This is a genomic window from Desulfobotulus sapovorans DSM 2055, from assembly GCF_059569355.1.
In genome coordinates, this window is sequence record NZ_JCANVJ010000014.1 from 15,312 (window position 1) to 26,821 (window position 11,510).

At 48.8% G+C, this 11,510-nt stretch carries 13 protein-coding genes; 2 read left to right on the top strand and 11 right to left on the bottom strand.

The window, feature by feature from the left end; translation table 11 throughout:
• Positions 1–203: 203 nt before the first annotated feature.
• The gene (gene tsaA / locus BR04_RS10615) at positions 204–926 is read right to left on the bottom strand and encodes a tRNA (N6-threonylcarbamoyladenosine(37)-N6)-methyltransferase TrmO (protein WP_496355985.1); all 723 of its coding nucleotides are present in this window, start codon (positions 924–926) and stop codon (positions 204–206) included.
• A 301-nt stretch (positions 927–1,227) separates the two neighbouring features.
• Here tsaA and BR04_RS10620 point away from each other — a divergent pair, with 301 nt between their 5' ends.
• Complete coding sequence (locus BR04_RS10620) at positions 1,228–1,890, top strand: TIGR04211 family SH3 domain-containing protein (protein WP_496355986.1); 663 nt, start codon at positions 1,228–1,230, stop codon at positions 1,888–1,890.
• Here BR04_RS10620 and BR04_RS10625 read toward each other — a convergent pair.
• The 6 genes from BR04_RS10625 to rplM form a co-directional block, all read right to left on the bottom strand.
• Positions 1,873–2,283, bottom strand: coding sequence for a hypothetical protein (locus BR04_RS10625; protein WP_496355987.1), 411 nt, complete (start codon positions 2,281–2,283; stop codon positions 1,873–1,875). The genes BR04_RS10620 and BR04_RS10625 overlap by 18 nt on opposite strands.
• A 22-nt stretch (positions 2,284–2,305) precedes the next feature.
• Complete coding sequence (locus BR04_RS10630; protein WP_496355988.1) at positions 2,306–3,079, bottom strand: ParA family protein; 774 nt, start codon at positions 3,077–3,079, stop codon at positions 2,306–2,308.
• 482 nt (positions 3,080–3,561) lie between these two features.
• Positions 3,562–4,080 (bottom strand): hypothetical protein, encoded by a 519-nt coding sequence (locus BR04_RS10635; RefSeq protein ID WP_496355989.1) that lies wholly within the window; start codon positions 4,078–4,080, stop codon positions 3,562–3,564.
• Between the two features lie 50 nt (positions 4,081–4,130).
• Positions 4,131–5,153: a type I glyceraldehyde-3-phosphate dehydrogenase gene (locus tag BR04_RS10640; protein ID WP_496355990.1), complete on the bottom strand. Its 1,023-nt coding sequence runs from the start codon at positions 5,151–5,153 to the stop codon at positions 4,131–4,133.
• Between the two features lie 158 nt (positions 5,154–5,311).
• Positions 5,312–5,704 carry a 30S ribosomal protein S9 gene (gene rpsI / locus BR04_RS10645; RefSeq protein ID WP_496355991.1) on the bottom strand — a complete coding sequence of 131 codons (393 nt, stop codon included), beginning with the start codon at positions 5,702–5,704 and terminating at the stop codon, positions 5,312–5,314.
• Positions 5,705–5,727: 23 nt separating this feature from the next.
• Positions 5,728–6,165 (bottom strand): 50S ribosomal protein L13, encoded by a 438-nt coding sequence (gene rplM, locus BR04_RS10650; protein ID WP_496355992.1) that lies wholly within the window; start codon positions 6,163–6,165, stop codon positions 5,728–5,730.
• A 322-nt stretch (positions 6,166–6,487) separates the two neighbouring features.
• Between rplM and cyaB the strand changes: the two genes are divergently transcribed.
• Positions 6,488–7,105 carry a class IV adenylate cyclase gene (gene cyaB, locus BR04_RS10655; RefSeq protein WP_496355993.1) on the top strand — a complete coding sequence of 206 codons (618 nt, stop codon included), beginning with the start codon at positions 6,488–6,490 and terminating at the stop codon, positions 7,103–7,105.
• Between the two features lie 7 nt (positions 7,106–7,112).
• Here the strand turns inward: cyaB and BR04_RS10660 are convergent, their stop codons facing one another.
• From BR04_RS10660 to BR04_RS10675, 4 genes are all read right to left on the bottom strand, one after another.
• Positions 7,113–7,535 (bottom strand): bactofilin family protein, encoded by a 423-nt coding sequence (locus BR04_RS10660; RefSeq protein WP_496355994.1) that lies wholly within the window; start codon positions 7,533–7,535, stop codon positions 7,113–7,115.
• Between the two features lie 89 nt (positions 7,536–7,624).
• Complete coding sequence (locus BR04_RS10665) at positions 7,625–9,085, bottom strand: M14/M99 family metallopeptidase (protein ID WP_496355995.1); 1,461 nt, start codon at positions 9,083–9,085, stop codon at positions 7,625–7,627.
• A 240-nt stretch (positions 9,086–9,325) separates the two neighbouring features.
• Positions 9,326–10,198: a hypothetical protein gene (locus BR04_RS10670; RefSeq protein WP_496355996.1), complete on the bottom strand. Its 873-nt coding sequence runs from the start codon at positions 10,196–10,198 to the stop codon at positions 9,326–9,328.
• The gene (locus BR04_RS10675) at positions 10,165–11,469 is read right to left on the bottom strand and encodes a L,D-transpeptidase family protein (RefSeq protein WP_496355997.1); all 1,305 of its coding nucleotides are present in this window, start codon (positions 11,467–11,469) and stop codon (positions 10,165–10,167) included. The genes BR04_RS10670 and BR04_RS10675 overlap by 34 nt, the downstream gene beginning before the upstream one ends.
• Positions 11,470–11,510: the final 41 nt, after the last annotated feature.

Consider the following 11,510-nt stretch of genomic DNA (forward strand, 5'->3'; position numbering starts at 1 on the left):
CAAGACAAAATGCAAAAATCAGACCACATATCAGGGTCGAGGTAAAAAACAGTCCCATCAATGATTTCCACCTTTCTTCAGCTACCACCTCCATGCTGTAAAGGTAAACTGTATGGCTGTTTTCACCTCTCAATGGAATGGCAGGATCAAGGGCAAGACCAGGGACTGCAAGAGTGAGTCAAGGTCATAGTCAGAACTCCAATTTAAGCCTTCGCCATCAGAGGTAAGAGGACTGTCACTTCAACCCCCTTTTCCGTAAAATGCCAGCGTAATTCATGACCCGCAAGTCGGGTTCCAAAAGGCCCCGAACGCCTGGAATAGGCCGGTCTTGTGTCCATGGACAGCAGTTCACGAATAAGAGGTCTCAAGTCCTTTCTGCCCGCATTCACCTCAGCCTGGCAGTAACTCTCCACCTCATGGGAAAAAGTAACCGTAAACAGAGCCTCTGGAAAATCTGAAGCAAAGCCGCCAGATGCGGAAAAAAGGGCATCTCCATAGGGCAGATAAGGCTTGATATCCAAAACGGGGGTTCCATCCAAAAAATCTACGCCGGAAATTTTCAATACTGTGGATCCCCCCCGAACCTCCAGCCCCTCAAGACGCACGGCAGATAAACCCAGAGGGTTAGGCCGGAAGGGACTTCGCGTTGCATAAACCCCCATGCGACGATTTCCTCCCAGGCGGGGAGGACGCACTGTGGGACGCCATACATTTCTGGCACTGGCATGAAAAACAAATATTACCCATATATGGGAAAATTCTTCCAAGCCTCGCAGGGCTTCCGGTACCCCATAGTTCCCATAAAAATGAATTTCAGCAAACGCTGAAGGAGCAAGCCCAGCCTGCCTGGGAATACCAAATTTTTCAGAAAAACAGGAGGAAACCCTTCCTATTGGAGAAAAAGAAAACGTATTTTCACTATCCATGTTTCACCTCTCCCCATCACACCAACTGATCTTTCCAGGAACATTTACTTTTCTTTCAAATCCAGCTATAAAAATACACGCAAATATTATCATTCTCAAAATAAAACATCCATGCAGCCAGGCTGTCTGGAGGCAAGGCACTAAAAAAGAATGCATGTCAATGCCGAAAAACACCATAACAAATCCAAATAGTAGGAAAGAGCTGTCAAAAATATCTTCTATCTGAAAATACAGATCCCATAAAAAACCTCCTCAAGGGGGAACTGACGATAACTTCTTTTTTTGGCAAGGACACAAAACCATGCGCCATATCTTTACCTTATATTTCCTGAGCCATTTTCTGCTCCCCCTCTTTCCCTTCCATGCCCATGCAGAATCCCTCTACATCACGGATGTCTCTCAGTTCAGTATCCGACGTGGCCCCTCTACGGAACATAAAATCCTTTATTTTTTGAACTCAGGACAGCCCGTAAAAATTCTTGAACAAAAAAATGGCTGGGCGCATATCCAGTCCATTGATACAGCGTCTCAGCCGGTATCCGGATGGATACTGAGTCGCTACCTCATCCAGCGGATGCCCCATGCACAGCAGATAACTCTTCTTATGGAAGAAAATGAAATCCTCAAACAACAAACGGAAGAAAACCGACAGGCCTGTGCTGTTGCAACAGAAAATGTAAACATTCTGGAAAAAAATCTGGCGGAAAGCGAGCAGGCACTAAATCAGGCAAAAAGTTCCCTGGAACAACTAAGCAGGGACTCCGAAGGGTATCTCACCCTTCGCCAAAGTTGTGCGGTACAAAAAAAAGAAAACGAAACCCTTGTGCATGAAAACACGCGTCTGCGATCAGAAAATCAACAAAAAAACATGATGCTTGGCGGAGGGCTGGTCTTTGGGGGAATATTCCTCGGGTTTATGTGGGGACGCAGGGAAAAACAGCGTTCATCAGGCCGTCTTCTCTGATTTTTTCCGTATCCTCAGATGCTGCCGGACGGCAAAAATTCTTTTGGGAAGGTGACCCGGTGTTCGTATATTCGCCAGAGTCATCAATTCAGATGCAGCCAGCAAAGGGTTTTCATTCTGACGTTCCAGAGAAAGCTGCATCCAGATTGGCATGACCGTTTCCGTATAATGAGTCAGGGCCTTGGCATGGCGTCGAAAATTTTCAATGCGTGCCGTCTCCGAAAGGCTCAGGCCGTCTTTCTCTGACACGAACTCAGCCCATGCCAGATCCTTTGCCAGTCTGCGCTTGATCTTTCTGTACTGGAAAACGGGGGAGAAGATAAACCGGTTAAGAACATACCCCAAACTCCCCATCAGAAAACCCGACAGAATCCCCCAGAAAACGCCTTCCATCCCCCAAACCTCCTCAAAATTTTCAGACAGCCTTCCCCGAAATCCAGCGGTACAGATGATCAAATTCAACACTCAGTTTATGTTTTGGATCAAAAAAAATCATGGGTTCACAGGCAAAATGGGATTCCCGTATCCGTACAGAAGAAGAAATGTAGGTAGGTATAACAGGAAAACCCTCCGCTTCCACCATGGCGATAAGTTTTGTGGGCATACTGGCCCTTGCCTGAAAGTGATTGACAACAACCCCCTCCAGACGCAAACCTGGATTGTGATCCGAACGGATTTCATCAATGCTCTGGGATAAGGTATGCAGGGCCTGATGACTGAAAGCATCACAATCAAAGGGGACAAGACAGCTATCCCCTGCAATAAGGGCAGAACGACTGAAAAAATTCAATGCAGGTGGTGTATCCACATAAATTTCATCAAAATCTTCCAGCTTACGCAATGCCTCCTTCAGCTTGAACATTTTGTAACGACTTTCCAGCTTAGCCCCCATTTCTTCCAGTTCCGGGCTGGCAGCAGCAAGAAAAAGCCCTTCAAAGGGCGTTGCATGAATCACCGAGGTCAGGGGTTTGGATTGAAAAAAACTGACATACAGGTGATCTTTAAAAAAATCTGTGATCCCCGTTTCAGGAACCCCATGGGAGCCGGAAAGGTACTGGGATGCATTGCACTGACTGTCGAGATCCACCACCAGAACCTGCTTTCCCTGGCTTGCGGCCACTGCCGCAAGGTTGCAGGCAATGGTGGATTTTCCCACACCACCCTTCTGATTAAAAACAACACGAATCATCCGGCCTCCTTGATCATGCCCTTGTCCTGCCATCCATCCGGAATTTCACCGGCCAGCTCCTGTCAAACAGCCTTTTTCATAAATTTTTCTTCATATCACAAAGACCGCTCTTTACGCATCCAGGTTTTATCCCTGAGCATAAACTTTGAATTCTCCACCTGTAACCAATGGGAATTCCTCTCCCCAAAAAACCGACCTTCCCTGCGCCACCTTGCTTCAGAATCCTTATCCCTCTGCTGCCAGACCCGATCTTTTTCATGAAAGACCCTGTCTCCCACACGCCAGCTTCGCGTCTCCGATGCCAGAGCAGGAAACAGCCCTGAAATCAACCAGCAAACTCCCACAATAGAAAGAATACCATGCGGTATCATATCTTTTCTCCATGGATGTGACTTCAGAATCTATGAACCGGTTCCCAAAAAATATTTTTGAACAATCCCCTGATCCGATTTAAAAATTTTCCCCTTCAGCAGATCCAGAATTCAGAACATATCCAGAATCTCTGCCTGAATCATTTCTTTTTCTAAAAGGTGCCTTGCTTCCAGCCAATCGACCATCTCTTTTCCCGTATACAGGATACGCGCCCACCCTTCCCCCCCCAGCTCCATGCGAATCCGGGTTCTTGGCGTCTCCCACCCGACAAAACCATCCCATGGTGCCCCAGGAGAAGACAGTGCCCCCTTTCCATACTTCTTTTCAAGAAAACCATGAAAACGGTTAACATCTTCCCTGCTTTTTACAGGAAAAACGTATCGTGCTTCCACAAGACGGTTTTCCACAAAACGATAACGTAAAAAGACCTCACCCTCCAGAAGCCAGATCCGGTAAGAAAGATAGGCACCTGAAACCGGTTCCGGCACCTCCTTCTCCGAGGCCATAACCGCAATTCTTCCCATCCCCCATCTTACCCCGCGAAAATCTGAATCTTCATCGCCAAAACCCTGGGCCATGAAGATAAAAGGCAGAAACACGATCCAGAACCCAAGTCCCATACGCATCATCATTCCTCCATTCATACAGAGAAAATCGGCAAACCACGGGAAAACCTGAATCAAAAACCGCCTCCAGCCCGCATCAGGACTTCTGCCGTATCCAGCATACGATGGGCATAGGCCCACTCATTGTCAAACCAGGCCATTACCGTAAGCAAATCCCGCCCCCCAATTCCTGTCTGGGTACCATCCACAATGGCAGACCGGCTATCGTGGTTGTAATCACAGGAAACCAACCTTTCCTCTGTGTAGCCTAAAATCCGGGGCTTCCGGCAGGCCGTTTCCCTGAGAATACTATTCACAGTCTCCCGATCCACGGCTTCCCCAACCCTTGCCGTGAGCTGCATCAAAGAAACATTCATGGTGGGAACCCGAAGACTCACCGCATGAAAACGCCCCTGAAGGTGGGGTAAAATACGTTCAATGCCCCTTGCCAGCCCCGTCTCTGCGGGAATAATGGAAAAACCGGAACTGCGCATACGCCTGTGATCCCTGTGATGATACGCATCAATGACAGGCTGATCATTCATCATGGAATGGGTTGTACTGATCACACCTTCTGAAATTCCAAGGGCCTCGTCCAGAGCATGAATCACATGACAGATACAGTTGGTCGTACATGAGGCATTGGAAACAATGGTCTCTTTCCCGGAAAGCTCCCCTTCATTGAGTCCGAAAACAACGGTGGCATCCATACCCGGCTCTCCCGGGCAGGAAAACAGCACCTTCTTTGCACCTGCAAGCTTGTGAGCTTCCCCATCCTGACGACGTACCCATCGGCCCGAGCATTCAAGCACCACGTCCACTTCCAGGTCTGCCCAGGGCAAGCCCTGAACCTCCCGCTGATGAAAAACAGCAATGGGATCTCCCTGCACCCAAAGCGTCTGACCTTCACAGGACACGGTTCCCGCAAAACGGCCATGGGTGGAATCATAACGTGTGAGATGCATCATGGAGGCCAGATCCGCAGGCTCATTGATAGCCACAATCCGCATATGGGATCGTTTCTCCGATTCATAAAGGGCACGGAGTACACAGCGCCCGATTCTGCCATATCCGTTAATTGCAAGCCGGATGCCCATGAGTCCTCCGCACCGGAAAATATGGACCCGGATAAAAAGGAGTCCTTTCAGGTTTCACCTCAGGATCGTGACTATTTTTCACATGATCCGGAATAGACAAAAAAAGGCAGGCCATGCGGCCCACCCTTTCATGTAACACAAAAAACACCTGATAACGATTAGCGCTTGGAGAACTGGAAACGTGCACGTGCCGCACGCTGACCGTATTTTTTCCGCTCTTTGGCGCGGGCATCACGGGTGATAAACCCGGCTTTTTTCAAAACGGCCCGAAGCTCAGGTTCTGCTTCCATCAAGGCTTTGGTGATACCATGACGTACGGCACCCGCCTGACCGGAAATACCGCCCCCTTTTACGGTTACGGTTACATCATAGCGCTCCGCTCTTTCCGTAAGTGCCAGAGGCTGCCCCAGAACAAGACGGTGGGTATCGATTTTAAAATAATTTTCCACATTCATACCGTTCACCATAATTTTACCAGATCCGGGGCGGATCCAGGTGCGGGCTGTGGAGGTTTTACGTTTTCCCGTTGCGTAAAAATTATTTTGTTCCATATAAATACTCCGGATATCTCGGGTTACTGCAGTTTAAGTTCTTCCGGCTGCTGCGCCACATGGGGATGGGCCGGGCCGGCATATACATGCAACTTGTTGCGGAGTTTCTGGCCCAGACTGTTTTTCGGCAGCATGCCACGCACGGCAAAACGCACCATATCTTCCGGCCGCTTCTCCCGAAGTTTTTCTGCTGTAATGGCCTTGATACCACCAGTATATCCCGTATGGCGATAGTAGGTTTTCTGCTGCCACTTTCTGCCCGTAAGACGCACCTTCTCAGCATTGATCACCACAACCCAGTCACCGGTATCCGCATGGGGGGTATACAAGGGATTGTGCTTGCCGCGAATACGCGACGCGACCAAGGTGGCAAGGCGGCCAAGAATCATGCCATCGGCATCAATGACCCACCATTTTCCCTGGTTGTCTTCCTTTTTTGCACTGTAAGTATATTTTTTCACCGCTGTCACTCCCGATTAAAATAACATGATTCCATATCCATTTTGCGGCATAGCACCAATGCGATTCATAAAGAACCTACTTCGGAAACGGGGCGATCCGAAGATTGACACCCGGCCTGCGTTCGGCTACACAGGCACATAAAAAAAGCAGGTCACCAACCTGCTCTGATTGCCGCCTTGACACATATCCGGATGATAAACTTTTTCTGCCAAAAACCGAATACCTGTAATCCTGCCCATAAAAATTCTGATCAGAATTAGTTTTTTAAGGGGCAAAAAAGCATTCATCCAAAAAAACGTATCCCGATTCCTGGAGACTCCATTGAAAAAGAACCTCGAAACCGAAGTAAAATTTTATATACCAGAGCCTTCCGGGTTCCGCAACCGGATTCTTTCACAAAAGCCTCTGTGCAAAGGGCGGATTTTTGAAAAAAATATTCTCTTTGATACACCCGGTCTGGATCTCAGAAAAAAAGGGATTGTGCTGCGCCTGAGACAGGATCAAAAAAACCTCCTCACGGTTAAAACAGCCCCGGATATTCCAGATTCCGAATTCAAAACACTGCGGGAAATTGAAACGGGTATCGATGACTTTGATTCCGCATGTCAGGCACTACGGATACTGGGATTTACCCACACGACCCCCTATGAAAAATACCGGGAAACCTTTATTCTTCACAATGTGGAAATTTGTCTGGATGAGATGCCCTTTGGGTTTTTCGTGGAACTTGAAGGGGAAAGGGAAGGTATCCGAAAAACAGCAGCGCTTCTGTGCCTAGACTGGTCTCTCAGAATCACCCTGAGCTACCGGGCATTGTTCGAGAACCTGGCACGCCACCATGGATATCTCTTTAAGGACATCACCTTTGCATCCTTCAAAGGCCTTACTGCGGATATTCCTGCTGTCCTGTCTACCGACACTCCTTCAGCACCGGAATGAAGATTCTTCAAAGAACTTTCCGGATCTTTGCATTTCTGCCAACCTGGGGGGATCGATCCTCGTTTTTTTCACCCGACTCCCCTGTATCCGGAGCCTGAGGCTCCTTTTCCCGGGTACTGGTCACTTCCGCATTCACCAATCCCCCGCTTTCCACCACAAGATCCTTGCAGGCCACGGTTCCCGCACATCGTCCTGTGGCAAGAATGATAACACGATCCTTGGCCATAATACTACCTTCAAAAATACCACCGATGGTCATTTCCTCCACCGTGGCATCACAATATACACGCCCCTCCTCGGCAATAACAACGGTGGATCCCGTCAGCGTCCCCTTAACACTTCCTTTGATCACAAGACGCCCTGTGGCATGTAAAACTCCTTCTATCTTGAGATCACTGTCAATAATTGACAGATTCTTGACCTTACCCACATCTTTTCTCCTTCTGATTCTGGTAAAGATACCGCATATTTTCAAGGGCTTGACAGCAGAAACCCCATGAAAAACGCCATCCATTCTACTCACTCTCCGGGCCTTGCACAGTCTTTTTCCCGTAAACGCACCTTGAATCCCCCGAGAACCCTGCCATTTAAGGACGTCTCCACAGGATAAACCAGCCCCCTCTGCCCTTCGGAATAGCGAACCCAGAGATCCCTGGCCGTATCCATGGGTACCCTCCTGTCTTCCCCGGTATTGTTGTCGGGGTTAGCCACAAAGCCCTTAAAATTCACCACAAGATCCCAGGGATCCAGAGAACCCGATGCCACATCCATGATTTCAAAAACAGCACCACAGGGTATATCCACCTCTGTACCATCGGGAATCCAAAAGACCCTGTCATTGATGCGCAACTGATAGGCAAGTCCCTCTTCCTCAGACTTCTTTGCCAGCAACGGCAGGGGCTGGGGCTCTTCCCGGACACGCAGGGCAATGGATCCACAGGGCTGATGATCCTTCAGCACCCGTACCCGTACCGATGTCTCAAGAGTAACCCCTCTGCCCAAATGATTCTTCCCCTCAAAACCATCAATCTGTACGGAAAACCCTCTGGAATAATTGGCTACAACATCTGTAATCGTCAAATGAGCTCCCCTGAGCAGCTCAAGAGTCTCATTTTTACGCACCACAACAGGAGGATAGCCATCCACGGAGACGACAAGATAATCCAGCACTGGCGGCGTCAGACTTAAAGCCGGAAATTCAGGGACGATTTCCAAAATATCAAAAAAGGCCTTAATGGCATGGATATGATGCTGTACTTTCATGTGTGTGGGCAGGGTTTTGCTGGTTTCCACACCAAAGGCAGGAATTTCCTGTTGGGTAAGGGCATAAAAAGTTGCGGAATTTCGCTGCTCTTTGTGAAGAGAATCTTCCTCCATGGTTCTGTGATTGTTAAAATGGAAGTGATTCCGCCTGTCGGGGATATCACAATTGATCCTCTCCACAACATCAAGTGCCTTGGCTTCCAGATCTAAAACCGTACCATCTTTCTTTCTGAACATGGCAGCATCCGCGATAAGGGATTGCCCATAACGCAAAGGATTCCGATCCTGGGAAATCCACACAGGCGAATAAAATCCAGAGCCTTCATGCAGGTTTAAAAGAAAATCACTTTCCTTCATCAGCGCTTTCAGGACAGATGCCAGCTCTTCCTCGTACTTTCCAGAAACCCTGTCATGCTCACTGCCGAAAGTACGGTTCAGATCCCTGTTAACCTGCCTGCGTCCTGCCATGATCGAGGGCATATTGGCCCTGGGGACAAGAATAAGACTGCCCCGCTTTAAGGAAATGTCCACAAAATGATCTACAGCAAGAACCCCTGAAAATTCATCTCCCTGGATGCCTCCAATAATCATCAGGGTTTTTCCAGGTGTCTCTCCACAAATCCGATAGACATCCAGCGCATGATCCGTTCCGTTGAAATAGGTTTCATGGGAAGACGCTGCCAGACTGACCCCGGAAAATACAGCAAGCCACAGCAATATGCATTTCAAAAAATAAAAAAAAAAGTTCCCCAGCCCGCAGCTGCCTTGCGCAGCAACACTCGGCCATTGCCCGGTCATAAACAGCACACTCTGATACATTTTGGGAAAAACCGCTCTGTTCACGACACCGTCTTTTCCGGAAAGGCTTTCTGCCCATCCCCCCGTAACAAAACAAAATTATTCCGTGGCTTCGCCCGTTCCGGTACATCCAGATATTCCGCACACATCCCGCAATGCCTACAAGGGTGCAATCACCTCAAATTCCTGGACATACAACAAAAGCCCTGCTTCATTGTAGACAAAAATACGATTTTTCTTAAACTGCCGAATATCAATATTCCCGAAACGCAAACGAACATCTTTAAATCTGCGAATGGAAAAAAATTGTCCCTTGAGTGGATCCACAGGTTTGCCTTCCTGCACAGCAAGGGAAGGAGAAGCAAGATAAGGTGATGATAAATTTTCCGGAATGAGAACAGAAATAATATGCCCTGAAATTCCTGTGTCATTTACAAGGTTCCGGATATTAAAAGAAACCCTGTATTCCCCATCACGAAGACCTGCAACATAGTCATCAATGGCCACCTTTTGCAAGACCACGTCCACATCGGGTGGGTTCTCGCCCGATGAAATCGGCTCCCCTTCTTCCTGTTCCAGTTCCAATTCTTCTGCTGTACTGAAATTTTCCGGTTCGCTTTCCTTAACAGGAGGGATATCTTCCGAAAGCTCCTGGCTCTCTCCCCTCAGCCCCTCTTCTTCCTGCTCATGAAAAACAGCCCTCTCGCCCAACTGGGTCTCCAGAACAGCAAGCCGTGCCATCAACTGGTGATTTTCCCGGCGCAGACCATCGATTTCTCCCCTGGGAATAACCCGGGACTCAGCATATTCCCAGCCCAAACGGGAAAAATGCCACAGGCCGGCTCCCAGAATCACAAACAAAAAAGCCGCAAAAGAAAAAACGATGAATCCCCACTTCAGAGAAAGCTTCAAAATACGCCCACGGCTGCCTACAAGCACCAGGCTCCATCTCTCCCTGAAAGTCTGCTCCAGGACAGGGAACTTTGCATACTCCCGCCTCAGCCTTCCCAGATCTCTCTGTAAATTTTCCATCGTCCCCCCTCACGTATCAGGTCAAGCCGCTTGCGCCCCCTTGTCTCAAATCCGCTGGAGTTATATTTCTGCGTAAAATATGCTGCTGCACGGTCTTTACCATGCATCTGCACCTGCACATCTCCCTCCCGCGTCACGTTGATATACGTATAGGAACGGCTAAGCCCTTCTTTGTAACGGATCCATGCCCTGCGATCCCGCCCCTGGGAGCGAAATTCCCGTGCATAAAAGGTACCATAGACCTCCATTTTCTGGCTGGACCAGGCCTCCAGCCAGTCATCCACCATACGCAGAACCTGCCCTTCGGCATTCCCTCTTTCATCCAATTCCCGGAGTCCCGTCAAAAGAAGATCCCCCACCGAAACGGGAGACTCTGGAGGAGACAGCCAGGGATCCCCCACAATCCGCATCTCCTGATGGGCATCCGGTTCTAAATAAAGGAGCCGTCTTCCCAGGTTCTGCCGGATTTCTCCGGATCTGAGAGCAAGATCAAATATCGCCGTTACCCTGTTCCCGACACGAAAAATATCCAGATCCTCGATTACAAGGGAAAGGGATCCCATCTCTTTTTCCAGCTTTTCCCGCAGCTTTACCCACTCCGGCCACCAGACAATCTCCGGAAGAAAATCCGGATCATAAAAGGCCAGATAGGCATGATAGGATGCCCTCCACAGACTGTCTTTCCATGCATGGATTCGGGCTTTGAACGCTGCCGCTTCCTCAGCAGAGGGATCCTGCTGTAAAGCAAGATTTTCCACCACAATCATAGGGCTGCGCAATATCTGGATTTCCCCGCGAATGGTATCCAGATTATGATTTTCAAGAGCGATACAGCCATTGGTGTCCTGAGGACGAAGGGCTCTGTTGGTACCATGGAGCCAAATCGCGTTCCCTGTTTTTCCAGCACGCAAATCCATATAATTGGGATAATCAATGGGGAAAGCGCCCGTACCGTAAATCGGCGCAAGATAGCGTTGCTCAAATTCCGTCAAAAAAAAGTACACCCCCTCAGGGGTCTTTTTATCTCCTGAGACCTGCTTATCCCCTGATATCTCTCCCGTGGAGCAGGGGAAATGATGCCGAACCACCAAGGAGCCCTCGGTATTCTTCCCATAAAGCCAGAAAGTCTGCGTTGCTTTTTCTACAAGGACAGCCGTAAAAGGCTGCGATTCCTGATAAATAAAAACCCCGGGAACTGCATCTTCCTGGGCAAAAGTCACTTGCCCGCACAGATACAGGATCACTCCCAAAACGATTCGTACACGCCCCATAAAAATTCGCTTCTCCGACAGAATTCGTACGCTTCCATATA

What these genes read in the sequence shown, in the direction of transcription:
- tsaA (WP_496355985.1), bottom strand. Translation starts at nt 926, where the DNA reads ATGGATAGTGAAAATACGTTTTCTTTTTCTCCAATAGGAAGGGTTTCC.
- BR04_RS10620 (WP_496355986.1), top strand. Translation starts at nt 1,228, where the DNA reads ATGCGCCATATCTTTACCTTATATTTCCTGAGCCATTTTCTGCTCCCC.
- BR04_RS10625 (WP_496355987.1), bottom strand. Translation starts at nt 2,283, where the DNA reads ATGGAAGGCGTTTTCTGGGGGATTCTGTCGGGTTTTCTGATGGGGAGT.
- BR04_RS10630 (WP_496355988.1), bottom strand. Translation starts at nt 3,079, where the DNA reads ATGATTCGTGTTGTTTTTAATCAGAAGGGTGGTGTGGGAAAATCCACC.
- BR04_RS10635 (WP_496355989.1), bottom strand. Translation starts at nt 4,080, where the DNA reads ATGATGCGTATGGGACTTGGGTTCTGGATCGTGTTTCTGCCTTTTATC.
- BR04_RS10640 (WP_496355990.1), bottom strand. Translation starts at nt 5,153, where the DNA reads ATGGGCATCCGGCTTGCAATTAACGGATATGGCAGAATCGGGCGCTGT.
- rpsI (WP_496355991.1), bottom strand. Translation starts at nt 5,704, where the DNA reads ATGGAACAAAATAATTTTTACGCAACGGGAAAACGTAAAACCTCCACA.
- BR04_RS10670 (WP_496355996.1), bottom strand. Translation starts at nt 10,198, where the DNA reads ATGGAAAATTTACAGAGAGATCTGGGAAGGCTGAGGCGGGAGTATGCA.
- BR04_RS10675 (WP_496355997.1), bottom strand. Translation starts at nt 11,469, where the DNA reads ATGGGGCGTGTACGAATCGTTTTGGGAGTGATCCTGTATCTGTGCGGG.